24 protein-coding genes are annotated in these 25,926 nt (G+C 39.5%); 9 read left to right on the forward strand and 15 right to left on the reverse strand.

Annotation, left to right across the window (positions count from 1 at the left end; all coding sequences use genetic code 11):
• Positions 1-17: 17 nt before the first annotated feature.
• The 5 genes from EFY79_RS03955 to EFY79_RS03975 form a co-directional block, all read right to left on the reverse strand.
• Positions 18-1,091 (reverse strand): dipeptidase, encoded by a 1,074-nt coding sequence (locus EFY79_RS03955; protein WP_123119387.1) that lies wholly within the window; start codon positions 1,089-1,091, stop codon positions 18-20.
• Positions 1,092-1,170: 79 nt separating this feature from the next.
• Positions 1,171-1,470 (reverse strand): type II toxin-antitoxin system RelE/ParE family toxin, encoded by a 300-nt coding sequence (locus tag EFY79_RS03960; RefSeq protein ID WP_123119388.1) that lies wholly within the window; start codon positions 1,468-1,470, stop codon positions 1,171-1,173.
• Positions 1,467-1,718 carry a type II toxin-antitoxin system ParD family antitoxin gene (locus EFY79_RS03965; RefSeq protein WP_123119389.1) on the reverse strand — a complete coding sequence of 84 codons (252 nt, stop codon included), beginning with the start codon at positions 1,716-1,718 and terminating at the stop codon, positions 1,467-1,469. Before EFY79_RS03965 ends, EFY79_RS03960 begins: the two co-directional genes overlap by 4 nt.
• A gap of 65 nt (positions 1,719-1,783) precedes the next feature.
• The gene (locus EFY79_RS03970) at positions 1,784-2,902 is read right to left on the reverse strand and encodes a D-TA family PLP-dependent enzyme (RefSeq protein ID WP_123119390.1); all 1,119 of its coding nucleotides are present in this window, start codon (positions 2,900-2,902) and stop codon (positions 1,784-1,786) included.
• A complete protein-coding gene (locus tag EFY79_RS03975) occupies positions 2,895-3,422 on the reverse strand; it encodes a RidA family protein (RefSeq protein ID WP_123119391.1) in 528 nt (175 codons plus the stop codon). Before EFY79_RS03975 ends, EFY79_RS03970 begins: the two co-directional genes overlap by 8 nt.
• Positions 3,423-3,566: 144 nt before the next feature.
• On the opposite strand from EFY79_RS03975, the gene EFY79_RS03980 reads away from it, so the two are divergent.
• A complete protein-coding gene (locus EFY79_RS03980) occupies positions 3,567-4,895 on the forward strand; it encodes an MATE family efflux transporter (protein ID WP_123119392.1) in 1,329 nt (442 codons plus the stop codon).
• A gap of 85 nt (positions 4,896-4,980) precedes the next feature.
• On the opposite strand, the gene EFY79_RS03985 is transcribed toward EFY79_RS03980, so the two are convergent.
• From EFY79_RS03985 to EFY79_RS04010, 6 genes are all read right to left on the reverse strand, one after another.
• Positions 4,981-5,646, reverse strand: a complete 666-nt coding sequence (locus EFY79_RS03985; protein ID WP_123119393.1) for a coiled-coil domain-containing protein — start codon at positions 5,644-5,646, stop codon at positions 4,981-4,983.
• Between the two features lie 117 nt (positions 5,647-5,763).
• Positions 5,764-8,118, reverse strand: a complete 2,355-nt coding sequence (locus EFY79_RS03990) for a TonB-dependent siderophore receptor (RefSeq protein WP_123119394.1) — start codon at positions 8,116-8,118, stop codon at positions 5,764-5,766.
• 137 nt (positions 8,119-8,255) lie between these two features.
• Complete coding sequence (locus EFY79_RS03995) at positions 8,256-10,235, reverse strand: M1 family metallopeptidase (RefSeq protein WP_123119395.1); 1,980 nt, start codon at positions 10,233-10,235, stop codon at positions 8,256-8,258.
• A gap of 208 nt (positions 10,236-10,443) precedes the next feature.
• Positions 10,444-10,605, reverse strand: a complete 162-nt coding sequence (locus EFY79_RS04000) for a hypothetical protein (protein ID WP_158605142.1) — start codon at positions 10,603-10,605, stop codon at positions 10,444-10,446.
• On the reverse strand, positions 10,590-11,165 hold the full coding sequence (locus tag EFY79_RS04005; RefSeq protein ID WP_123119397.1) for a zeta toxin family protein: 576 nt from the start codon (positions 11,163-11,165) through the stop codon (positions 10,590-10,592). The genes EFY79_RS04000 and EFY79_RS04005 overlap by 16 nt, the downstream gene beginning before the upstream one ends.
• On the reverse strand, positions 11,165-13,186 hold the full coding sequence (locus EFY79_RS04010) for an alpha-ketoacid dehydrogenase subunit alpha/beta (RefSeq protein ID WP_123119398.1): 2,022 nt from the start codon (positions 13,184-13,186) through the stop codon (positions 11,165-11,167). The genes EFY79_RS04005 and EFY79_RS04010 overlap by 1 nt, the downstream gene beginning before the upstream one ends.
• A 142-nt stretch (positions 13,187-13,328) precedes the next feature.
• Between EFY79_RS04010 and EFY79_RS04015 the strand changes: the two genes are divergently transcribed.
• The gene (locus EFY79_RS04015) at positions 13,329-13,985 is read left to right on the forward strand and encodes a class I SAM-dependent methyltransferase (RefSeq protein ID WP_123119399.1); all 657 of its coding nucleotides are present in this window, start codon (positions 13,329-13,331) and stop codon (positions 13,983-13,985) included.
• A gap of 124 nt (positions 13,986-14,109) precedes the next feature.
• Entirely contained in the window at positions 14,110-15,000 is an 891-nt protein-coding gene (locus tag EFY79_RS04020) for a LamG domain-containing protein (RefSeq protein ID WP_123119400.1), read from the forward strand.
• Positions 15,001-15,103: 103 nt separating this feature from the next.
• Here EFY79_RS04020 and EFY79_RS04025 read toward each other — a convergent pair whose 3' ends face one another.
• From EFY79_RS04025 to EFY79_RS04035, 3 genes are read right to left on the reverse strand one after another with little or no spacing between them, the layout of a single operon-like run.
• The gene (locus tag EFY79_RS04025) at positions 15,104-16,381 is read right to left on the reverse strand and encodes a M16 family metallopeptidase (RefSeq protein ID WP_123119401.1); all 1,278 of its coding nucleotides are present in this window, start codon (positions 16,379-16,381) and stop codon (positions 15,104-15,106) included.
• Positions 16,382-16,405: 24 nt separating this feature from the next.
• Positions 16,406-16,699: a type II toxin-antitoxin system RelE/ParE family toxin gene (locus EFY79_RS04030; RefSeq protein ID WP_123119402.1), complete on the reverse strand. Its 294-nt coding sequence runs from the start codon at positions 16,697-16,699 to the stop codon at positions 16,406-16,408.
• Positions 16,684-16,878, reverse strand: coding sequence for a hypothetical protein (locus EFY79_RS04035; RefSeq protein ID WP_148041846.1), 195 nt, complete (start codon positions 16,876-16,878; stop codon positions 16,684-16,686). The genes EFY79_RS04030 and EFY79_RS04035 overlap by 16 nt, the downstream gene beginning before the upstream one ends.
• Before the next feature lie 336 nt (positions 16,879-17,214).
• On the opposite strand from EFY79_RS04035, the gene EFY79_RS04040 reads away from it, so the two are divergent.
• From EFY79_RS04040 to EFY79_RS04065, 6 genes are all read left to right on the forward strand, one after another.
• A complete protein-coding gene (locus EFY79_RS04040; protein WP_123119404.1) occupies positions 17,215-18,240 on the forward strand; it encodes a rod shape-determining protein in 1,026 nt (341 codons plus the stop codon).
• A 109-nt stretch (positions 18,241-18,349) separates the two neighbouring features.
• A complete protein-coding gene (gene mreC, locus EFY79_RS04045) occupies positions 18,350-19,201 on the forward strand; it encodes a rod shape-determining protein MreC (protein ID WP_123119405.1) in 852 nt (283 codons plus the stop codon).
• Positions 19,198-19,731, forward strand: a complete 534-nt coding sequence (mreD, locus tag EFY79_RS04050) for a rod shape-determining protein MreD (RefSeq protein ID WP_123119406.1) — start codon at positions 19,198-19,200, stop codon at positions 19,729-19,731. Before mreC ends, mreD begins: the two co-directional genes overlap by 4 nt.
• 61 nt (positions 19,732-19,792) lie before the next feature.
• Positions 19,793-21,907: a penicillin-binding protein 2 gene (gene mrdA, locus EFY79_RS04055; protein WP_262683583.1), complete on the forward strand. Its 2,115-nt coding sequence runs from the start codon at positions 19,793-19,795 to the stop codon at positions 21,905-21,907.
• 30 nt (positions 21,908-21,937) lie between these two features.
• On the forward strand, positions 21,938-23,284 hold the full coding sequence (gene rodA, locus EFY79_RS04060; protein WP_123119408.1) for a rod shape-determining protein RodA: 1,347 nt from the start codon (positions 21,938-21,940) through the stop codon (positions 23,282-23,284).
• Between the two features lie 28 nt (positions 23,285-23,312).
• Positions 23,313-24,050 (forward strand): MBL fold metallo-hydrolase, encoded by a 738-nt coding sequence (locus EFY79_RS04065; protein ID WP_123119409.1) that lies wholly within the window; start codon positions 23,313-23,315, stop codon positions 24,048-24,050.
• Positions 24,051-24,335: 285 nt separating this feature from the next.
• Here the strand turns inward: EFY79_RS04065 and EFY79_RS04070 are convergent, their stop codons facing one another.
• Positions 24,336-25,847 carry a S10 family peptidase gene (locus tag EFY79_RS04070; protein ID WP_199727431.1) on the reverse strand — a complete coding sequence of 504 codons (1,512 nt, stop codon included), beginning with the start codon at positions 25,845-25,847 and terminating at the stop codon, positions 24,336-24,338.
• Positions 25,848-25,926 lie beyond the last annotated feature (79 nt).

The following is a 25,926-nucleotide window of genomic DNA, read 5'->3' on the forward strand; positions in this document are numbered from 1 at the left end:
TTACAATAAAACTTGCTTTACTCCCACGCCTTTTCCAAAAAGCGAACCCAGTTTTTCCACATGATATTTTCCACATCTTCATCAGAATATCCACGTTCTTTCAGTATTGAAGGAATTTTTTGCAAATCCGCAATGCTGTTCAAATCAGCAGGGCATTGCTCAGTTCCAAATGCGCCATCCAAATCAGTTCCGATTCCTGAGTGCAAAGAGTTGCCGGCAAGTTGACAAATATGATCAATATGGTCAATAACGGTTGAGATATAAACGTTTTCTGCCCCTGGTTTGGATGTTCCTCTTATCCAGCCAGGTTTCAACATCCACGCATCAAAGGCGCCGCCAATAACCGCCCCGCGCTCAATCAAAACTTTTATTTGTTCGTCAGAAAACTGGCGATTGTGCGGAACTAATGCACGGCAATTATTGTGGCTTGCCCAAACGTGGCCATTGAAATGATCCAGCGCTTCCCAAAAACTTTGATCACATAAATGCGTGGCGTCTAAAATGATATTTAGCCGTTCCATTTCTTTTAATAATTCTCTTCCTTTATTTCCAATTCCACCTTCGGAATCTGTTCCGTAAGCATAAATGCCGGGGCCATAATGCGCAGGGCCAATAGCGCGAAGGCCGCTTTGATACGCTTTTTCAAGGTAGTGAAAGTTGATAATCGAATCTGCGCCTTCGAGACTAAGAATATATCCGATTGGCAACTTTTCTTCATTTTTAGACAAGCACTTCTCAACATGATTTTTCAAAGATTCAGCGTCGGTTATTTGCAACATTTCGCCGGCATCTTCCATCGTTTTATACCACGCAAGCTGCCCTTGTGTTTGCGCCCATGCCTGCTGCTGCGAATGCCAACCGGGTAGTTTTGAAGTTGGTTTTACGAATCGTGAAATCTGCGTTGCCACACAAATGCCAATATTTCCTTTTTGCATTTCCGGAAAGCAAACCGTTCCGTTTTCACGGTCTGGCTTATCGGTTAATCCCCTTTCCCTTTCACGGATTTCCGGTAATGACCGCGTCAGGTCGCGGTTCCATTCCATGGCATTCATGCTGAGGTCGAGATGGGCATCAAAGATGAGTGGGGGCATTAGCTGTGGTTTATTATCGCATCATTTTTTTGATGGTTGGTTACAGAAATAGTAAGAATTAAAATTGTTTAAAAAAAATCTATTCACCTAATTTGCTTTGAATATCCATGCTTTGATGCAGCACTCTGATAATTTCAACAAGTTTTTCCGATTCATTTATCTGGTAAAAAATCAAGTGTGAATTTACTTTTGTACGAAGATATCCTTTTCTGATATTGCTGTAATCCTTACCCGATTTTGGGTTTTTTGAAATGTATTCGATTTCGTTTAGCAATTGATTGTAATATCTATCTGCCTGTTCAATTAACCAATGTTCAAAAGTATAAAGCCAAATCTCTTCCAAATCGAGCGAAGCTTCCTTACTAATGTTATAATTCATTTCTCAATTGAATGTTTTTGGTGTAATTCATTCAAAAAATCTTCCCGGTTAAATCCGGAAACAAATCCAGACCTTTCCCCCTTTTTCAATTCCTTTATTAATTGTGCTTTTTTACTTTCTTCAAACTCGAATAGCCTTAGTGCAGCTTTAATTACTTCGCTGGCAGATGAAAATTTTCCGGAATTTACCTGCTTATTTATATATTTCTCAAAATAATCGCCTAAAGATATTGATGTGTTTTTAGCCATAAAAAGACTTTTTACAAATATACCAAACACTACAACTATTTAAAACTGCTGTAATTTGACGGTGTCTAAAATGTAATTCTCTTCCTCCTCGCCACCACATTCCAATTATCAATTACATTTCCATTTTCCACAATTACAGCTTCATCATACAAAGCCACCGTCGGACAAATATGATACGGAACACCGTACAATGCATCGCCTACATTCCAGTTTTCCCAATCTTTCACTTTAATTACGAGGTGTTCTTCGCTTTGTGATTTGACTTCGTAATTTTTAAGGTTCATAAAAAAAATTCTTTTGTCAATTGGATTTTCTGCGGCTACTGATTTATGTCCAAGGTCGGTAGTAATCAATCCCGGTGCAGGTTTTGAAATAATTCTTGTGAACAAAACTGCTGCAAATTCGAATGGTTGCTCAGCTAATAACTGGTCATATCCATAATCCCACAACAAACACGTTCCGGGGCTGCAATCGACATTTTTGTTTAATGCGTGAACGGTAAATGTCGGTGTTCCTCCTGCAATAATTTTCACCTCCGGCAAATTAGAAACCTGCTTTATTTGCTCTTTTACTGCATTTAATTTTTCAAACTCCTTTTGGCAATTTTGCTTTCTTGTTTCAAAATCTGCATCCCGGATATGGCCATCGTACACATGTAATCCATGAAAAATAACATTCGGCATTTGCTGAATTTTTTTGAACAAATCGATTAATTGTTCACCCGCTGTAATGCCGGTCCTATTCATACCATCATTTACGTCAATAAATATATTGGCTTTGAGGTTTTCCTTTTGAAATAAATCGTTTAGCATTTTTGCAGAATCCAGGTTGTCCACTAACGAAGAAAAATCTATTTCCGGATAATTTTTTATGAGGGAAATAAAACGCTTTGCCTTTGCGAAATTTAGTTGATAAGCCAGCAAAATATTTTTGGCGCCGGCCTCTGAAAGCATTTCCGCTTCAGCGATTGTAGCACATTTAAACTTGGTAATGCCAGCATCCAATTGCATTTTTACAATCTCTGCAATCTTATGTGTTTTCACATGAGGCGCCAGCCTTTTGGGATCGCCAACAATCTGAACCATTGTCCTGATGTTACTGGCAACGCGTTCTTTGTAAATTAATAATGCAGGAGAATCGATTTCATCGGGATTATTAAGCACATACCATTTTTTGTCAGGCATTTTCTATTTCAATTTCAGTAACGGATTTTGAAATTACCACTTCATCTGTATCATCGGCAAGTTCGAAAATGGCTTCTATTTCCACGGAAATATTTCCAGGCAACGAGCCCATGCCTACAGCGCTCCTCGCACCCACACCGTTTTCCGGTCCCCATACTTCTGCAAACAATTCGCTGCAACCGTTGATAACAAAAGGATGTTGTTCAAAATTTAAAGTACAGTTTACCATTCCAAAAACTTTGATCACTCTCTTAATTCGATTTAAACTCCCAAGATTAGATTTTAAGGTAGATAAAATGGTAAGCCCGGTTTGTTTCGCGGCCACCTTTGCTGCTTCTGCGTTTATATCAAAACCTACTTTGCCTTTTATCAAAACACCTTCTTCCAAAACAGGCCCATGCCCCGAAACATAAATTAAATTATCTACCTGCAGCATTGGCTTGTAAACACCGGCCGGCTTGGGGGCCGGGGGCAACTTCTCTCCGGTTTTTAAAAAATTTTCTTCAGGAGTTTGCAACATGGATTTTTTATGATTTTAAAATGAAAGATAAATAAAGGTAATGTTTTTCAGAAAGGCTTATAACCGTTTTCCTGTAACAACGGCGTTATTGCTTCCGGCATTAAATCTTCTTACCTTCACCAACTTTTTTTAAAATTTAAAATAATGCCGTCACACCAGGCAAAAAGAACATTAAAGCTTGCGGGCCCTATCATCCTCGGAGAAGTGTCGCAGATGATGCTGGGCATTATCGATACGGCAATGGTAGGTGCTGTAAATTATAAGCAGCTTGCGGCAGCCGCGCTGGTGATGAGCGTAATTAATATCCCGTTTGTGTTTGGAATAGGAATTACCATTTCTGTTTCGCAAATGGTTTCAATGGCGCATGGCAGAAGGGATGGCAAGCTGGTAAGCCATTACCTGTACAATGGTTTTTGGCTGTGCGCTGTTTCAGCGGTTGCCATTTCTTTAGGAATTGAACTCAGCCACAATATTCTGTTTCACCTTGACCAGGACCCTGCAGTGGCGCAACTGGCTTTGCCCTATTTGCAAATAATGGGATGGTCGGTTATTCCGATGTTGCTGTTCCTGGCGCTCAAACAATTTACCGATGGTTTGGAACATACCAGAACCGCCATGAACTTATCTCTCGCAGCACTTCCTTTAAATGTATTTTTGAACTGGCTGTTGATTTATGGAAACTGGGGTATGCCACGGCTGGAACTTACCGGTGCCGGATGGGCCACCTTAATTACCAGGGTATTGATTTTTATTTTTCTGGCGGTAATTGTATTGCACCATACCACCTTCAGAAAATATATTGCTATCAGAAGCATAGCATGGAAATTGAAATGGCAAACCATTAAAGAATTGCTTCATATTGGGGTGCCAAGCAGCTTACAGATTTCTATGGAAGCCGGAGCCTTTGCAGTTTCGGGTATTTTGATAGGAACCATAGGTGCTATACCACAGGCCGCCCATCAAATAGCACTAAGCTGCGCCTCACTCACCTTTATGGTATCCATCGGCCTTTCGCAGGCCGGAAGTATCCGCACCAGCAACTCGTTTGGAAGAAAAGACTGGCCACTTATCCAATCTATCGGAAAAAGCACACTTGTGATGGCGTTGATTTATGGCACATTTTGCGCGTTGATTTTTATTGTATTAAGAAAACAGCTTCCGCTATTTTTTAATGACGATGCTGCAGTAATTTCAATGGCTTCTTACTTGCTGGTATTTGCAGCCTTGTTCCAGATTTCTGACAGCACGCAGGCCATCAGCGCGGGATTATTGAGAGGAATAAAAGATGTAAAGGTGCCCACTTTTTTTATTGCGATTGCTTACTGGGCTATTGGCATCCCGGTGGGCTGTCTTCTGGCTTTTTATTTTAATATGGGCGCAGCCGGCATCTGGACAGGTTTTATAGCAGGCCTTACCTTTTCGGCCACGTTTTTGACTTTGCGGTTTAAAAAGATGGTAATAAAAAATCGTTGAAATAAAAATCAGGCTGATAGCTGTTTAGAAAAAATTTTCTAATAGTGAATGAACAAATAAGTGAATTTCCTGTTTAGCATCAATGTTATTCAGTGGGCTTTGCAGCTCGTTTTTGATCGAGAATGGATTTCTGCTTCGCTATTTCCTCTGTTTGCTTTTCCTGGTCATTTTTATTTTTGGCCAGGTCATCCTGCAGGCTTTTTATCTTCTTCTCCATTTTTGATTGATCTTGCTGCAGGCTTTTTAATTTTTTTTCCGCCTTATCCACTTCATCCTGTTGTTTCGTGATTGCAAGATTATAAGCAGATAAATTAATATTGCCCTGGAAACTGTTCATAAAAGCTACGCTATTGGCAGAGGGCTCAATAGCCGCTACGGACTTAGCGCCTTTTACCTTGTCTTCCGGAATGGCCCCGGCTTTTGTGGCTATCATTGTCACAATACTTTTATCTTTTTCTTTGCGGCTTTTGCGTTCAATTTTAAATAAAACATCCTGCGGCTCATCAGCGTTTAAATCTTTTAACCGGGTATTCCTATATACCAAATAGCCTTTTGATTTACTTGCGCTATACCCTTCCGATTTTAACTTATTCACAATTACATCTTTTGTTTCATCCGGAGGAAGATTGTATTGCATAATGTAGCTCGGATATTTTTGGCCGTTATATTCCGCGGTAGTGGGCATCGGCGCTTGTGCAAAAGCAAAAGCACAGGACAGTAAAGCAACAAATATTGTAAAAATGTATTTCATATATAATTATTTTATTTTACAAACTTATTCTTTTTTTGAATTGTAGATAAGGCAAAAAAGCATGACTTTTTTAATGCAGCCATGCTTTAATTTCTGATAAAAAAGTCAAATACCCCTTTAGAATTTATAGCGCAAACTGACCATGAAATTTCTGGGCTCGCCCGGCCATTTACTTACATTATTATAGGCAGCCATCCAGTAAGTTTTATTGAAAAAGTTTTCAACCCTTAATGCCAGGCTAAATTTTTGAAAAGTATATTGTACACCTCCGTTAAAAATTATGTATCCCGGTAAAGACACAGAAGGATCCAATGTAGTTTTTTTACTTTCCAGTAAATATCCCGCGGAAATTGCCAGGCCTTTTATCACGCCTTTTTTGAATTCATATTTTACATGAGCACTTCCTGAGTTGCGGGGTGAATTTTCTAATCGCTGTCCTATTTGCGAAGGAGTTTTGCTTTCTATGATTTTTGCGTCACAGAAAGCATACGCAAAACTTGCGCTCAGAGATGGAGTAATATTGCCATTTGCCTCTAATTCTACGCCTCTGGATCTTACTTTTCCTTCCTGCACAAAAAGATCAGGATTGCCAATATCATTCGCATTTACAGCAACATTTTCAACAGATAGCTGGTACACTGAAAGAGAGGCAGCCAATTTGCCGGAGAAAAAATCAGCTTTCATGCCTGTTTCAAAAAGTTTGCTAACCTGAGGTTTAATGGGCTCATCAAACTCCTGGGTGCTGCCTGAGGCTTCAAATGGATCAAAGCCTTTGTTATATGTGGCATAGGCGCTCAAATTTTCTTTCACTGCGTACACAAGGCCTATCCGGGGAAGGAAAACCTGCTGGTTAATTTCATCGTCTTCATCTTCGCCCCGGCCTTTGTAAAATTCCTCGCGAAGGCCTATCAATAGTTTCCACCTGTTAAAGCTGATTTCATTCTGCAAATAAATTCCTTGTGTGTGATACACATCGCCATCAACTTCTGTTGCGTCTGAATCAAAATCTGAAACCCGGTAGTTATTTACAGGCCGTTTCATATAACCAGGATTTAGTAAACTGAAAGTACCGACTATGCCACTTTCTTCTCCAAACTCATGGGGCTGCTCATAATACTTTTGATCCAAATTAATGTTGCTCTGTATGTAATCATAACCAGCCACTACCTGATGATTCAGCCCGGCTGTTTTGAACTGGTAGGATAAATAATTGGAAATGGTGTTGGTAACTGTATGGTATTTCCATTTTGTAAAATAGAGGCCGGTTGAATCATTGGTAATATAATCATGAAGGCCGTGGTCGGCCACATTTTGCTGCGTTATATAATTCAGGTAGCCCACGTTATAGCTCAGTCGATTATTTATTTTATAAGAAAAAGAGGCGATAGTAGCGAGGTCTGTCTCATGCAAATAATCTCCGGGTTGGCTTACAGTAAGTTTTACAGGCGTGGCCAAAAGATGGTCGCTATCCCGCATTCCAGGCTGTCCCCTGTCAAGAATCGTATAAGTGTTCGAAAGTGAAAAATCAAGATTGAGCGAAAGCCTGTCGTTTGGAATGAAAGATAATGACGGAGCTACCTGGTAAGCCTTTGAATAAAAAATATCACGAAACGATTTTGAATCGTCATAGCCGGCATTAATGCGATAAAGAAGTGTTTTGCTTTTGTTGATGGGCCCGGTATTATCGCCGGTGATCCTGAAATGATTCCATGAGCCGCCCGAAATATTTATTTCAGATTCTTTTTGACTCAGTGGTTTTTTAGTCACTAAATTAATGGTGCCTCCGGGATCGCCATTTCCGTATAAGGTAGAAGTAGGCCCTTTAATGATTTCCACCCTTTCGATATTTACCAGTATCGAATTGGTATAGGTGGTGTTATATCCGCGCAAGCCATTGATATCCCTGGCATTTTCGGCCCTGAAGCCCCGGATGGTGTATTCATCATATCCTGAATATTGATTAACGCCGGCCACGCCGCTGATTACATCTTTTACATTGAAAGCCATTTTATCAGCAATCAATTCTTTAGTGATAGATGAAACAGATTGCGGGATGTCAATAGCGGCCGTTTGCGTTTTATTTACAAAAAAAGAATAATTGCTTTTGTAGGAGTGCAAGGTGCGGCCTTTAATTTCTACAGTTTGAAGTTCAGGCACGTTTAACTGCAGAGAAATGATGCCCATATCAAGAGAACTCCCTTCATGAATTTGAACAGGTAATTTTAAGGCAAGATATTCTGTGGAAGAGATAATTAAAGAATCAAACCCAGGCTGCAACCCGGATAAAATAAAGTATCCGCTATTATCAGTGTAAGTGAACTTATTTAATTTTTGAAGCGCCACCGTTACTGATTGGGCGGGCTTGCCATTGCTGTTCAAAATTTTTCCATATACCGAAGCCGAAGGTTTTTGAGACAATGCTGATAGGTGAAATACTATCAGTAAAAAAGTAATGGTATGTTTCAAACTCATCCTTTAGTTTGGGTTTTATTCGGTTACACAAGTGGCAAAAATATAGCTTAAACCTTTTAAACAAAAGCCACAACAGTAAAACGACAAATAGCAGATTTTTTTATTTTGTGATTATAAAACTTAGTAAGCGATAGGATTTACGGATTGTTATTGTTAGATACCCAAATGTTATTTTTCCTGTTGCTGTCAGGTAACACATGTTGCGGGTCAATGGTGACGGATGCCACTTCTCTGGGCAACTGCAAACGAAGTGTATGAGTATCGCTTTGCAACCAGGTTTCAACCGGCAATTCAATATCCTGTTTGCTGCCTTCTTTCAAAACTATTTCCACTATGCAGGGCATCGCCATTTTCTGCAAATTAACAATCGTTATCGCCACGTCCGTTTTAGATTCCGGTTGGGGATAAGTAACGGATTGCACTGCCAAATCCAATTGCCAGTTGTTGTAAAACCATCCTTTCCAAAACCATGAAAGATCTTCTCCCGCTTCATTATTCATTGTCCTGAAAAAATCATCCGGCGACGGATGTTTGTAAGCCCAGCGTTCGATGTATTTTTTAAAGGCATAATCAAACCTGTCATGACCTAAAATTACTTCGCGCAATAAAACGAGGCCAAACGCAGGTTTAAAATATTCAATCGGATGCCGATATTTTTCCGCAAATTGATCAGCGCGCGCCATCATGGTGGGCGCCGCAGAATCTTTCAGCCATGGAATTATTTCATCCGCGGGATTACCCTTGCCGGGCGCATATTCACCATCCCGCTTTGGCGCATATTCCCCGTTATTGAAATTATCCGAAGCATACACATCTATAAACGTATTGAAACCCTCATCCATAAAAGCATAGCGGCGCTCGTCGCTGCCGACAATCATCGGGAACCAGTTGTGCCCAATCTCGTGCGCCGTTACCCAATACAATTCTTCACCCTTGTCATTGATGCCGTCGAAAACAATTCCTGGATATTCCATTCCTCCCGCAATTCCAGCTTCGTTTACGGCTACCGGGTATGGATACACGAACCATTTCTCAGAAAAATATTCTATGGATTTTTTCAAATATTCTGTAGCTCTTCCCCATGCATCTTCTCCCGCGCTTTCTACTGGATAAACCGACATGGCCAAAGCCTTTTTGCCTTCGGGCAAATTGACTCTTGCCGCATCCCACATATAAGCGGCAGAAGCCCCAAAAGCCACGTCGCGCGTGTTGTTCATTTTAAAATGCCAGCTTACCGGTTTCTGATTTAATTTTTTTCCGGCGGTATTATTTACTTCTTCTTCCGTACGAATCATTAGCGTTTTATCACTTTTTCTTGCGGCATTTAATCTTTCAATCTGGACCGGCGTAAGAACTTCTTTTTCATTTTGCAATTCGCCGCTGCCGGCCACAATCATTCCGGCAGGAAGGGTAACGGTGTAATCAAAATCACCATACTCGCAATAAAATTCACCGCTGCCCAAAAACGGCAACGTGCTCCATCCTTCCAAATCATCATACACGCACATGCGCGGATACCATTGCGCTATTTCATAAATTTTTCCATTTTTTGTGGAAAAGAAATCATTGCGGCCACCAAATCTGCCGGGAATAGAGTAATTATAACTGATGTGAATTTTTAGTTTTTCATTGGATGGTAAATCCTTCGGCAATCTGATTTGCAATCTTGTATCATTAATAATATAGTTTGCCTTGATTGTATTGCCGCCAGATTCAATAGAAATAGTTTCAAATTGGTAACCATCCGTGTGAGCGCCACTGCTGCGGTTAGAATAAAAATTGGAGCGTGCCTGTTTCCTATATGTATTTTGATCCAGTTGCAGCCAGAGAGAAGACAAAGCATCGGGGCTGTTATTTGTGTACGTAATCGTTTCCTTGCAAGACAAAATATTTTCCACTGTGTCTATGGTGGCTTGAAGATTATAATCAGCGCGGTTTTGCCAATATTTGGGGCCGGGGGCTCCGTTTGCGGAGCGGAATTCATTGCCGTTTTTAGTAAAAAAATTTTGGGCAAATAATGCCTGTGGATTATAAATGGAAACAGGATTTTTTTGTGCCGATGCATTTATATTGCATAAAAGAAAAATGGCAGGCACAAAAAAAATTTTCAAACGCATCTTTTATTTTTTAAACAATGAAAATAGCGGGTAAAGATAAAATTGAAGATTAATTATTGCAAAATAAATAAGATTGGAGTGATGGGATGGGTGCTATGCTAAAGTGAAGAAAAAAACCACAGCAAAATATGCAGGAAAATAAAAAAAAACAAAATTTGATTATTTATGTCTTTACTGGAAAGTTTGGATGTAGGTAGGGATCTTTTATTTATAAATCTTTTGCAGGCACTTTTTTAATGTTACCCTTTTTATCAGAGATTACGAGATAGCCGTTGCGGGCTTTTTCTTCTTCAATTAGTTTTTGAGACACTTTTCTGAGTCCCTTTTCAATAGCCCTGGATTCTTTTTGAGCTATTAAAGAAAATTCCAAATTATTTTTAACCTTTCCCATATTTCAAAGTTAATAATTTTAATTTGCTTATTAAATTCACCCTCTGCAACCTTTTCAGCAGGCGATTTTGAGTTATTGAAAATATACCAACGGTCAACAACCGTAATAAGCTTTTTTAAATTTTGTAAACCCATGTTATATCTTCTTTCAACAATTTCTGTTGGAATATTGTGCCCACCTTCGCTGACACGCAATGCTACTCTTTCCTTTGCCATCTCTGCCGATGGCAAATAAAAGAACAACAAAACCACTTCGTAATTTATAAGTTGCGCTCTTTTGATAAGATTCAAATAACTTTTCGTTGCCAGCGTTGTTTCAATACAAAACGTTTGCCTTAAAGAGATATTCGATTCAATCTGTTGAAGCATGATTCTTCCTGCCTGCATTGCGACTGCTTCAACGTTTGAAGGATTTAATTGTACTGCAATTTCATCTGCATTCAGAAAAAAATCACAATGAAAAATTTCCGGTAGTAAAATTTTGGAAGCGGTTGTTTTCCCCGCTCCATTAGGTCCTGCTAAAATGTAAAGTGTCGGCATTAATAATGAATTAATTTCTGCATCATCTCATCCAATCGCGATTTTGCCAGAAAGTTTTTCTCTAAATCTGCGTTGAAAGGAACGGGCGTATCAAGCGATGCGCAGCGCATCACCGGTGCATCTAAAAATTCAAAACAATTTTGTGCAATCCAGGCCGCAATTTCTCCGCCAATGCCGCCGGTCAGCGTGTCTTCATGCAGCACCAAAACTTTTCCGGTGTTGTTTACCGAATTTCGTATCGCTTTATAATCCAATGGCAGCAAGGTTCTCAGGTCGAGAATATCTATTGAGATTTCAGAATGCGTATCCGCATATTCAGTTGCCCAAATAACGCCCATGCCATAAGTGATGATACTAACGTCAGTGCCCACACGAATTTGTTTTGCCTTCCCGATTTCTATCTCAAAATAATCTTCGCTGAAATCGGCACTGAGGCTCCTGTACAATGCTTTGTGTTCAAAAAAAAGAACAGGATTAGGGTCATTAATCGCAGCAATCAGCAGCCCTTTGGCATCTCCCGGCGAAGAAGGGTACACTACTTTTAAACCGGGCGTATGTACAAACCATGCTTCGTTGCTCTGGCTGTGAAATGGCCCCGCGCCCACGCCCGCGCCTGTAGGCATCCGGATAACCACATCTGCATTTTGGCCCCACCGGTAATGAATTTTGGCAAGATTATTTATAATTTGATTAAAGCCCACAGAAACAAAATCGGCGAATTGCATTTCTATCACACTTTTATACCCTTCCAAAGAAAGTCCGAGAGACGCCCCGATAATAGCGCTTTCGCATAATGGCGTATTGCGTACACGTTCTTTTCCAAATTCCTGCAAAAATCCTTCTGTAACTTTAAACGCGCCGCCATATTCTGCAATATCCTGCCCCATCAAAATCAGCCCGGGATGAGCGATCATTGATTGGCGCAACCCTTCTCTAATAGCGTCAATAAAGCGGTTGCCACGATTTTGTTCTTCCGGAAAATTTTGTCTTTGATCGAGGAAAGCTTGTTTGGTTTCTTCAAAGGAAATTATTTTTTTCGCATAAATATCTTCCGCTTCGTTTGACTCGCTTATAGAATGAGCATGATGAGATTTACCGCCAAATCCTTCAAGTGGATTGTTGTTGATATAATCGTGTATTTCATTTTTTATCTGATCAACCTGCTCATTAGTCAAAATCTTTTCTTCAGTCAGATAACGTTCGTAATTTTTAATGGGATCTCTTTCGAGCCATTTTTCAAATAATTCTCTCGGAATATATTTTGTACCACTCGCCTCCTCGTGGCCCCGCATGCGAAAAGTCATACATTCTATCAGATAAGGCCGCTGGTGATTGATGCAATAATCCCTCACACCTTTAACTGTATCATAAACGGCCAGAATATTATTACCGTCAATTTGTACGCCTTCCATGCCATAACCCTGGGCCCTGTCCACCAGTTTAGCACAACGATATTGCTCACTAACCGGTGTGCTCAATGCATAGCCGTTATTTTCAATTATAAAAATTACCGGCAAATCCCAAACTGAAGCCACATTCAGTGCTTCATGAAATTCGCCTTCACTGGTACCTCCTTCGCCCATAAACGCAAGGCAAACTTTTTTTTCATGCTTTAATTTATAAGCAAGAGCTACACCATCGGCCACAGAAAGCTGAGGGCCGAGATGAGAAATCATTCCACAGATAAAATAATCTTTGGAACCAAAATGAAAGCTTCTCTCCCTTCCTTTTGAAAACCCATGGACGGAGCCCTGCCATTGTTTTATTAAATCTGCCAAAGGGATTTTCCTGGAAGTAAATACGCCAAGATTGCGGTGAAGGGGCATTATCCATTCATCAGGCTGAAGCGCCGTTGTAGCCCCCACAGAAATCGCTTCCTGGCCGATACCGCTGAACCATTTAGAAACCTTTCCCTGCCGCAGAAGCAACAGCATTTTCTCCTCAATCATTCGCGGCAATAAGAGGGCTTTGAAAAGTTCTGTCAATATTTCATCTGAATAATTATTTCTGTTGAATTGCATGATGTAAATTTCCGTTTTATATTATTAATCACGTTGCGTTTTAGTAAATAGATTGAGATTAAGGGCTTTTAAAATATACCGATCTTAATTATGAAAGGCGGAAATTAAAAAACGATATTTAAATTTACCTCGTTGATCCATTATGAAATTAAAAGCATTTGCATCTTCTTTTAATAATAAAATGATTTTTTTAAAAAAGTCATTTGATACCGAACCCTTTCGCCTGTTGGATATTGGGGCAGGAAATCATTCAGCCACGAAAATAAAAAATGTGTTTCCCCGGTGTGAATATTCAGGTGTGGATATGGAGAAAGATTATAACAATAGTGAAGAAGATTTTTCACTCATGAAATCCTTTTATGAATTAGATCTTACGCAACTTGAATTTTCATCAATCCCCGAAAATTATTTTGACGGTATTTGGATGGTGCATGTAATTGAACATTTATGGAACGGCGATGAAGTCATCAAAGCGCTGTTGCCGAAATTAAAAAAAGGCGGATACTTATATATAGAATATCCGGGAGTAAAAAGTAAATCGTTACCCTCAATGAAGGGCTCTTTAAATTTTCATGACGACCCTACGCATGTGCGTCTTTATTCGGTGAAAGAACTTGCCTCACTTTTTGATTCACAAAATTGCAAGGTGCTTAAAATGGGAACCCGGCGAAACCCATGGTATATGATGGCAATGCCTTTCAGATTTATTTCTTCTTCTTTGAAAGGCGAAGAACTAAATGGAAATATTTTTTGGGATATTCTTGGTTTTGCAGAATATCTATGGGTTAAAAAAAAATAATGGATTTAATTATTGGCCATTCTATGTCAAAACAAATAACTATGTTTTTTTATAAGACACTTGTGTAAACCATTCGAAATATTTACTTTTGATTTCGAAAAATAATTGAAACATATAACTACTTATGAGAATTTTGCAATCTGTAATCGGCGCATTCTTAAGCGCGACTATTTTTTTCTCTCTACAAACTCATTTGAGTTCATGCCAAAAAGAGATCATCAAAAAAGATACATTGTATCTGAAAGATACAATCACTCTCAACACCAGGGATACCATTAAAATAACCGACACACTGACTGTCATTGATAGCATTAATTGCGCATGTTATAATTTAAGCGACGGTCTTGTGGCGTACTATAACTTTAATAACGGAAATCTGAATGATAGCAGCGGAAATAAAAATAACATCATTTTTAATAACGCTATAAAAACTACAGACAGATTTGGAAGGTCAAATAATGCTTATTTATTTAACGGCAGCAGCAGTTATATGAAAGTGGCAAATAGTTCCAGCCTGAATCCCAACGGCAGTATTACTTTAATGGGTATTGTTAGACTAAACGATTTTTACAGAGGAACCTGCCACGCTAATCAAATTTTCCAAAAGGGAACTGTAGACCAAAACCAGGGTGTTTATAGCCTTAGAGTACAATATTTCTCCTCTGATTGTTATGCCACCCTCGACACTTCAAAAGAAATTGCAACTGGCTTCTACGGCGATTATGGCCATACTGCCAGCGCCAGCGATGAAAACAATTATATAAAACCCAACATATGGTTCACATTTGTTTATACTTATGATGGCAATGTTTCAAAGTTTTATGTAAATGGTGAATTAAAAAGTACAGTAAATGGTACTGCTTTATTTACACCTAACTCAAACGATCTTTTTATCGGAAGGGCAGAGAGCACTCAATATCCTTATTGGTGGAATGGCGCAATTGATGAAGTCAGAATCTACAACAAAGCTTTATGTGAAGGAGCAGTGAAGCAATTGAGCGCAATGTCAAAATAGCAATTTCATTTTCTCTGTGTGATATCAGGCAAAATATTTTTTGGAAAATAAGTTCGTTTACTGGAAAAAAATTTTGAACTATTCATTTTTCCTTCCATGCCCCTCATATCACAAGCAATTCATAAAAATCATCTGCCTGCAGGTATTTGTTGGCAAGCTGCTGCAGCTCTTCCTTTGAAATATGCTTAATCGTATCTATGGATTCGTAAAAATAGTTTTCATCAAGGTCATTTAAAATCAGATTTTTCCATCTCGCAATTACCTGGAAAGGTCCATCCAGGTATCCCAGGTTGATGCCCATCATATAATTTTTTACCAGCAAAAGCTCTTCATCGTTTACCGGCTCATTTCTCAGCAATTCCATTTCATTGTACACTTCTTTAATCGCTGCTTCGCTAACTTTTGCACCTGCCTCGGTGCTCACAATCCATGAAGTATCTGCAATATGGTTTTGAAGAAAACTATGAATCCCGTAGGTGTAGCCTTTCTCCTCGCGGATATTGGCCATCAATCGCGATCCAAAATAACCACCAAACAAAGTATTAAGCACAACTGCTTTTTTAAAATCGGGGTGTTTTCTTTCAGGAAAGGGCCGTCCGATCCGGATAGCTCCCTGCACCCCGTTTTTATCGTTGCTCACAAAATGTTTTTTTTCAGTGGCCGGTTTTCGTGTATGCAATGGTGTTATCATCTCTTCATTCAGTGATAAATCACCGAACTGGCCGTCAAGGAGCTGTTCAAAATCCTTTGGTAATCTGCCTGCTGCAAAAATGCGGCAGTGTGATTTCAGGTAATACTTTTTGAAGAATTCTTCGAGTTCATCTTTTTGAACCGCTTCAATATCTTCGGCATCGCTCACTTTGCCATAAGGATGGTTAGCGCCATATAACAATTTATCAATAAGCCTGTCGGCTACAAAATCACATTTTAAAAGATTCACTGAAAGCCGCTGTATACTGTTCTGCTTAAAAATTTGAAGCTCGCTTTCAGGAAAAATTGACCGTGTAATTAACTCTCTTATTACGGGCAGCAATTCTTTTAAATGCCTTGAAAGGCAATGCAAAGTAATTGAGGCGGTTTCGTTATTGCAATGGCGGTTAAGATAGGCCCCATAATACTCGAAATATTCTGTGATTTCAAAAGCATTTTTTTCTGTTGTGCCGTTTTTGGTCAAATAGTTTGTTGCTGCAGCCACGGTTGTTTTTTGTTCATACACATTTCCTGCATTGAAAACAAAATCTATCATGGCCACTTCTTCAGCGCCATCATTGATATAATAAACCGGCGCGCCATTCGACAATAGAAATTTCGTACACGCTGGTAACTTTAACGTATAATCGATAGCATCTTTAATCGGGGGAGTAAGGGTTCTGTTGAGCATTATAATAATTAAATAAAAGTTAAGTCAAAATCTGTTCCTAATTCTCGGGCCTGATGCTGGACGGAAAGAATAAAAAATTACATCGGAATCAAAGACATAGGTTACGCGATAGTTTTTCACCAATATTCTTCTTACTTTATATTTATCTGAGGTGTAGGTGGCCTTGCCAATTTCCGGGTAAGATTTGAGTCTTTGAACTGAGTTGTAAATAAGCAGAATGGTTCTTTTTGCCTGAAATAGTGAATCGGAAGCTATATATTCTTTGATTTTTAAAAGATCATTCTTAGATTGTTCTGTCCATTCTATTTTTGGAACCATGATTCAATTATTTGGTTCATTTCTTCGTTAGTATGGGTATTCCCATCTTCAATATCTTTTAAACCTGTTTCTATTTTTTCCAGCAATACAATATGCTCCAGTAATATATCTATATCCTCAAATTCTTCTTCGGGCATCGCCTTAATGCTTTCAATTATCTTTTCTTTCGTAATCATCATATTTAATTTTTGTATTTGAAAAACAATCAATCTTAATATTTCCGGATATCAGATTATTCTTTCATCAAATTTACTCTTTTTTATGCACCGGATACATCCATTAAAACAGGTAAATTATGTAAGAGTATCTAAAACACGAAAACAAAAAACAGGAGTTTTTATTTCTTTACTGTGTTAGCATGAAAAGCAGCCTCAATTATTACATAATAAATTCACAGTAAAACAATTTACAAATTTTAATTACGTTCATATAAAGCTTCAATAGTATTAGGTTGTAATTCCAAATTATTTCCACAACTTTGCAGGCATTATAAATATTCAATACCTTATTAAAAGATGGGCCTTTTTAATTTTTTCACACAGGAGATTGCGATAGATTTAGGAACTGCGAATACCCTTATTATTCATAATGATGTTGTAGTTGTAAACGAGCCTTCGATAGTAGCATTGGATCGCAACAATCCAAAAAACATTTTGGCTGTGGGCAAAAAGGCATTGATGATGCACGAAAAAACCCATGAAAGTATCCGTACTGTTCGCCCTTTAAAAGATGGAGTTATCGCTGATTTTAATGCTGCAGAGCTTATGATCCGCGAGATGATAAAAAAGATTTACCAGAAAAAACCTCTTTTTCCCCCAAGCTGGCGTATGATGATTTGTATCCCCAGCAGCATTACTGAAGTAGAAAAACGCGCGGTCAGGGATAGCGCAGAGCAGGCCGGAGCTAAAGAAGTTTATTTATTGCACGAGCCTATGGCTGCTGCTTTGGGAATTGGAATCGACGTGGAAGAGCCGGTAGGAAATATGATAATAGACATTGGAGGCGGCACTACGGGTATTACGGTAATTGCACTTGCCGGAATCGTTTGCGACCAATCAATCAGGGTGGCTGGCGATGAGTTTACCGCAGATATTATGGAAGCCCTAAGGCGATATCATAGTTTACTCATCGGTGAACGTACGGCCGAACAGATTAAAATTCAGATCGGGGCTGCAATGAAAGATATAGATAATGCTCCCGATGATATGCCTGTAAACGGTCGCGACCTGGTGACCGGGATTCCTAAACAAATAATGGTGAGCTACCAGGAAATTGCAGAAGCGCTGGATAAATCCATTTTCAAAATTGAAGAAGGAATTTTAAAAGCCCTGGAAACCACACCTCCCGAACTGGCTTCTGACATTTACAGGAGGGGACTTTATTTAACTGGTGGCGGCGCCCTGTTGCGCGGCCTCGACAAAAGGCTGGCTGCCAAAATTAAATTACCGGTTCACATCGCCGACGATCCGCTAAAAAGCGTGGTACGCGGTACAGGCCTTGCCCTAAAACATTATGACCGGTATCCCTTTGTGATGCGGTAGTTTTAAAATTTGCATGGGCGTATCAAAAGATGATAATTAAATTTGCAGCAATAATTATCCTACACTTCAACTAAATGGCTGTGCTTTTAAATGCAGCCCGGATGAAAACATGCGAAATATTTTTCTCTTTATCCGTATTTATTTTACATTCATTGTCTTCCTGCTCCTGATGGGTATTTCAATATATATGCTATTCAGCTATAATAGCTATCACCATGCTGTGTATTCAAAAACCGCCAGTGAAATTACAGGAAGTATTAATAAAAAATACAACAGTATTGAGTATTACTTTCAGCTTAAAAGAACAAATGATTCGCTGGTAAAGGCAAATGAGGCTCTATACAACAGGCTTCGCCAGGATTTTGAAATACCCGATACCGTTAATAAAATCGCCATTGATACAATGGTGCTTGACTCAACTTCTATTGCAAGAAAGTATTTGTATATGCAGGCCAAGGTAGTAAGCAATTCAGTAAACCGTCCTAACAATTATATTATGCTTCACCGCGGCGCCCTGCAGGGAATTAAACCCGATATGGGTGTAATTGGTGTAAACAATGCCGTAGTAGGAACTGTGGTGGACGTGAGTGATAATTATTCTGTGGTGATGAGCTTATTACACGAACAAAGCAACCTGAGTGCGCGGTTAAAAAAAGGAGGTGAAACCGGTATAATAAGTTTTGACGGAAAAAGCCATGAAATTCTATACCTGAAGGACGTTTCGAAATTTGCCAAAATCCATTCAGGCGATACTGTTGTTACCAGTGGCTTTTCTGACAAATTTCCCGGTGGTTTGCCCGTCGGATATGTAAAGGATATCATTAATGACAAAAGCAGCAGCACTTACACCTTAAGAATTATTCCCGCAGCCAATTTTGAAAATTTACAATATGCGTATATTATCAGCAATCTGCAAAAAAAAGAACCTGAGGAATTATTGAATAAGGTGAAAAACAAATGAGCAACTTAGTAAAAAATATTATCCGTTTTTGTCTTTTTGTACTTGTACAGGTTTTTATCCTTGACAAAGTGCCGCCATTGCATGAAATAGCTACGCCCTATATTTATTTTCTTTTTATATTATGGCTTCCTTTTAAGATGGGCCGAAGAATGCAAATGCTGGTGGCTTTTGCATTGGGCCTTGCTGTAGATAGTTTCAATAATACTTATGGAATGCATGCTGCCGCCTGTGTATTGATTGCCTATATACGGCCTTTTCTTATCAATCTTTTGATATCACAGGAAGGTGCTGAAAGCAATTACAACGAACCTTCTGTTCAAAGTATGGGTTTTACTCCTTATTTGACATACCTTACTATCCTGACTTTCATTCATCACACGTGCCTTTACTTTTTGCAGGCCTTGCAAACAGGCGGTTATTTGTATTTCTTTTTGAAATCTCTAATCTCTACGGCAATAAGTTTGTTATTAATATTGTTAATTGAGTTGCTATTCCCGCGAAAACAAAAATTTAGGACAAATACTATATAGAACTGTTTATTTTTGCAACCGCTTAATCGCTTCATCGTTACCCTCAAATCGAGCTTAAACTGTGTTTAACCAATCCCGCAAAAAAATTATAATCGCCATGTTCCTCTTTGTAGGGCTGATCATTATTTTGCGGCTTTTTATCCTGCAGGTAGTCGATAAAAAGTATTCGGTAATGGCCAATGAACAGGGCAGATTCAGGATGGTGGTTTATCCTAACAGGGGAATCATGTTTGACAGGAAAGGGAAAGCGATTTTAAGAAATACGGTGATTTATGATTTGATGGTAACGCCGTCCAAATTGTACAGTATGCATTTGGATACCGCCGGCCTTTGCAGAATTTTGAATATTGACACTGCGGAGTTTAGAAAAAGAATTATAACGGCAATTATCCGAAATCGTAGCTACAGGCCATCCGTTTTTGAAACTTCTCTTTCAGAAGAAAAAATAGCGCGCATAAATGAAAGCCTTTACAAATTTGTGCCGGCATTTTATTTACAGGAAAGGCCTGTAAGGGATTATACGTATGATGCTGCCGGAAATATTCTTGGATATTTGTCTGAAGTGGATTCTAATTTTCTTAAACGCCATGAAGGCGAAGGCTATCAAAGTGGCGATTATGCCGGGTGGACAGGGCTTGAAAGAAGTTATGAAAGAGTGTTAATGGGCCGTCGGGGAATAGAATATTGGAAAAGAGATAATAAGAATCGCCTTACAAGCCGCCTGGAAAACGGAAAGTACGATACCGCTTCAGTGCCGGGTCAAAATTTGCACATGGCGCTTGATATTGAATTGCAGATGCTTGGCGAACACCTTATGGAAAATAAAGTAGGGGCCATAGTAGCGATTGATCCACAGACAGGCGGTGTACTCGCAATGGTAAGTAGTCCTACTTACAAGCCGAATTTACTAACGGGTGCAGACCGGCGAAAGCACTTTTCGCAGTTATATCTCGATCCCCGGCTGCCTATGTATAACCGGGCTATTAGCGCCACCTATTCACCTGGCTCCACATTTAAAACATTGCAGGGATTGGTGGGCTTGCAGGAAGGGGTCATAACGCCATCTACACGCTTTTTATGCACCGGTGCATTTTATGGTTGCGGCAGGCCAATGGGTTGCCTCGACCCGGGCAATTTCAATCTGAAAGAAGCCATCACCGTTTCGTGCAATACTTATTTTGCCAATGTGATGCAGCGCTGTATTAGCAATCCAAAATTTGGATCGGCAGACAGCGGATTGAGGGTATGGGATAAATACATGTATGCATTCGGATTAGGAAACCGCCTGGGTATTGATATGCCATTTGAAAGAAGCGGCATAATCCCTACACCCAGAACTTACAACAGGATGTACGGTGAAGGGCATTGGAATTTTTGCACTTTCCGCTCAGTAAGCATTGGCCAGGGCGAGGTAAATGTTACGCCACTGCAAGTGGCCAACGAAATGGCTTACCTTGCCAACCGCGGATGGTTTATTACGCCACACATGATAGATTCAATTGATGGAGGCGATGAATACCGGATGCTTGATTCCTTCAAACTACGTCATCATCCGCTCGATATCCCGGATACAGTTTTTGAAGCCGTAGCAGATGGCATGCAGGGGGTAATGGAAAGAGGCACAGGGGCCGCCGCTAAAGTACCCGGCATCGTTGTTTGCGGAAAAACCGGGACTGTTGAAAATTATTATAAAGGCGTAAAACAAAGAGACCATGCCTTTTTTGCTGCTTTTGCCCCAAGAAGCAATCCTAAGATAGCCATAGCCGTTATATGTGAAAATGCCGGATTTGGCAGCAACTCGTCTGCGCCTATAGCCAGCCTCATGATAGAAAAATATTTAAAAGATTCCATTACTGAGCCCGACAGAAAAGCGATGATTGACCGGATAGCGGCCTTAAACCTGATTCCGAAACGAATGTTAGATGCCATGCGCGAAAGAGATTCTATAGCAAGGGCAAAAAGCAAAAACGCCATGCTGGTTAAAAGCTATATTAAATCTATAAAAGATACCACTGGTATGGAAGATGTAGACAGCACAGATGCGATGGAGGAATTGAATAAAGTAAAACCGAATGAGAAAAAAACGGATTCCCTGCCAGCAAAAAAGCAAGGCTTTTCTGATAATAAACCAAATGCTATATTGCCCGATAAGCAAAATAAAAAACAGGAAAATTAATTCGTTTACTATATCAACTTCATTTAATTAATGCGTGACCAGGCTATAATATCTAAAGGAATTGACTGGCTGAGCGTTTGGCTTTATATCATCCTGGTGGCTATCGGCGTGCTTTGTATTTTTTCTGTTGAGTATCATGGCAATGGAAATTTATGGGGAGATTTAATAGCGTTGAAAAAAAATTATTCACGCCAGGTACTGTTTATTGGCCTCTCTGCAATCGTTGCAACGTTCATCCTGCTTACCGATAGTAAATTTTTCACTGCTACTGCCAATTTAAGCTACGCTTTCGGAATCGTTTTGATGATGGCCACATTTGTACTGGGAAAAGATATTAATGGTTCACGCTCCTGGATTCCATTGGGATTTTTTAATCTTCAGCCTGTTGAAACCTGTAAGATTTTTACGGCGCTGGCGCTCTCAAAATATTTATCACGGCCGGAGACAAATTTTCAAAATGCCCGATCTCAGCTAATCGCCGCAGCTATTGCTTTAACGCCGGCTGTATTCTCACTCTTGCAAAATGAAACCGGTTTAGCATTAGTGTATTTTTCATTTTTCATACCGATGTACCGCGAAGGGCTTCCCGCCATATATCTTATCGTTGGGTTTTCATTCGGAATACTTGTAGTGGCAACTATTTTAGTGGAGAAAAATTTACTTGCTCTTATACTTACCATTATCGCGGCAATTGTTATTTATTTTTTGAGAAGAACCATTAAACGCGACAAGGTTGTGCTGGGCGTTATTCTCGGGCTTTGGGTATTATGTGTAGGCATCCAGAGATTCGCGGTTCCTTATATTTTTGAGCACGTTTTGCATCAATACCAGGTAGAAAGAATCATGAATACCTTTGGTGTAGATTATGTTCCATCCAATTCCACCTCTTCTTTAAGTAAGGATGGGCATGCAAAAGAAACTAAAACAGAAAAAGCAAAGGAAAATTATAATGTAAAACAATCGAAGATTGCAATCGGGTCAGGAGGGTTGTGGGGAAAAGGATTCCTGAAAGGAACGCAAACCCAGGGAGATTTTGTTCCTGAGCAGCACACGGATTTTATTTTTACGTCCGTAGGCGAAAACTTTGGATTTTGGGGAAGCGCCCTTGTAGTGCTTTTATATATTTCTTTTATGCTTCGCATAGTTTTTCTTGCAGAACGACAGCGAAGTACATTTACAAGAGTGTATGCGTATAGTGTTGCTGCCATTATATTCTTTCACGTTTCTATCAATATTTGCATGACGGTTGGCCTTGCCCCTGTAATAGGAATCACATTACCCCTGCTAAGCTATGGGGGATCTTCATTGCTTACCTTTACCATATTAATTTTTATCTTAATCAGGCTGGACGCAGACAGGCAAATGGTTTTAAGATAGCACAATTCAAACATTTTATTTTTACAATATGCCCAAAATAATTCCGCTGAGCGAAGGCGCTTTTACGGTTGATCAAACAAAAAAATTTATTCCATTTGATAAGCAGACAGATAACCTGCAGGATCGCAAGAAAGGAAGCCTGCTCGTAGAAATACAACCTTTTGTAGTAATTACTTCGAACGACATCATACTTTTAGACACCGGCCTGGGTTTTGCTGACCAGGATGGGCAGTTGCAAATACATAAGAATCTTGCTGAAAACGGAATAAATTCAGATGATGTTACAAAAGTTCTTATGTCGCATCTTCATAAAGATCATACAGGAGGAATTGCCCGTCCCAATAAAAGAATTATAAGTTTTGAAAACGCTACTTATTATATTAATAAAAATGAGTGGGAATATGCCTTCGAAAAAGGTTTGCCTTCTTACCATGTAAATGATTTTGCCTTGCTGGATAAAAGAGAAAAATTAATCCTTATAGAAGGAGACGGAATGATAGATGAATATATTTCCCATATGGCTACCGGCGCTCATACGCCTTATCACCAGGCATTTAAAATCAATGATGCCGGTTCCATTATTTTGTATGGCGGCGATGTAGCGCCGCAGTTGCAACAAATGAAAAGCCGTTTTAAGGCTAAATATGATTTTGATGGAAATGCTTCAATGGAATTACGGCAGAAATGGTGGCAAAAGGGGCAGGAAGAAAAATGGACGTTCCTGTTCTATCATGATATTACGCAGCCAACATTTTCCTTCGAGTAGATAATAGATTAAAAAAATAAGGCCTGCCCTAAAAAGGGCTGGCCGTTGCTAACCTATGAAAAACACCGTTGCAAAAATAGGAGAAAAACACACGTCTCCAATTTTTATTATTTTTTTATCTAATACGCTTAATTTTTTTCCAAAATTAAAAATATTGATCAAATTTCCATAAATATTTACTAAATCAGCGTGTAAATTAAGCTATTTCATTCTTTTAACCCGCTATTCACACTTTTAGTTTGGGTTTGTGCGAAAAAACTTTATTTGAAATTGCTGAATTTTATTTTAAAATTTTGCACCTTCCCCTTTTTTAGGAATTGATTGAATAATAAAATCTCTTATTTGTTCATTTGCTGGCGCCTGGTCGGCCTTCCGCATATATATCATGTGCCCGCTACGAAAGCCTTTCCAACTAATACGATCTTTTAGTTTGCCACCCGGATCCAGTTGCCACAAACTGTATTTCGCATTAAAATAATCGCAGGCGCCATCATAATAGCCGGATTGAACCAGTAAATGAAGAAAAGGATTTTGCGCCATTGCCTGCCGAAGGTTCTCGCCGGTGTTGTTGTTCTTATCATCCCATGGCCAAACAGAGCCAAACATATTGTATTTAAGATCAGTTTTATAATTTAATTCATCTCTCAGATAGATATTCATGGCAGGCGTAAAAGCGTGTAACCATGCCGTTAGTTCGGCATTGTAATCGGGAGATACACCGGCATCCTGCCTGTCAATTCCGCGGTATCTGGAATCTAATCTTCCGATAGTGAATCCTTTATCGCGCAGTAACTCTTTCCAAAAAAATCCATACGGAATTACCAGGTTGTGTTGAAGAATCACTTTCTCGCTCAGGCCGGAATATCGCGCCATTTTGCCTGCAATTATTTGTTTTTCTGAATCAGATAAAGCGCTTCCTTTCGCCAGCGCAGGGATTAGCTCGTTCATTGTAAAATTTTCCACTTCCGGCAGCATATCAGTCAAATCTTTGTTTTGTAAATCAGCAGGAAGCATTTTATGATACCATGCAGTAGCGGCAAAATAAGGAAGACGCAAAGCTTCGCCCACGGGACCATCGCGCTTAATTCCCAAATCTGTAGGCGACACTAAAATTACTCCATCAAGATACATCCATTCCTGGTCAGCCAGTGCAAGTGCAAGCCCCGAAACTCTTGTGGTGCCATAGCTTTCGCCAATTAAAAATTTAGGAGAAGCCCAGCGGTTATTGCGTGTTACAAAAGTCCTGATCCATTCAGCGAGGTATTTGATATCTTCATTTACGCCAAAAAATTTTGACCCCTGCACATCTTCACTTACTTTCCTTGAATAGCCCGTATTTACCGGATCCACATAAACAATATCGGCTACATCTAAAATAGAATTCGCATTATCATGAAGGCCATACGGTTCTACCGGAAAACCCTCATCATCTACATTTAATATTCTTGGGCCGGTATAGCCAATTTCCATCCATACTGAAGGCGTGCCCGGGCCGCCATTGAACGAAATCACCAGCGGCCTTGTACTGCGGTCTTTTACATCCGATCTTTCATAATAGGTATAAAAAACAGAAGCGATGGGCTTGCCATTTTCATCCCATATAGGCAAAGTGCCTGATTTGGCGGTATAAGGAACTGCTTGTCCCTTTATGGTAATAGAATTTTTTATGGTAACGGACGAATCCACAATCACCATTGGATTTTTTTCGCTGCTTTGCTCATCCTTAGCTGTTTTCTTCTGGGCCGATCCATTTGTGCAAAAAACAATCATCAAAAAAAAAGTAATAAAAGTCTTCATGTGTTTCATTTTTTAAGTTTTCTATTTATTGAGCAGCAAGTTGTAAGGTTATATTCTTAATCAATCTAATGATGACAGT

The sequence above is a fragment of the Hanamia caeni genome (assembly GCF_003721595.1).
In the GTDB taxonomy this organism is placed as follows: Bacteria; Bacteroidota; Bacteroidia; order Chitinophagales; family Chitinophagaceae; genus Ginsengibacter; species Ginsengibacter caeni.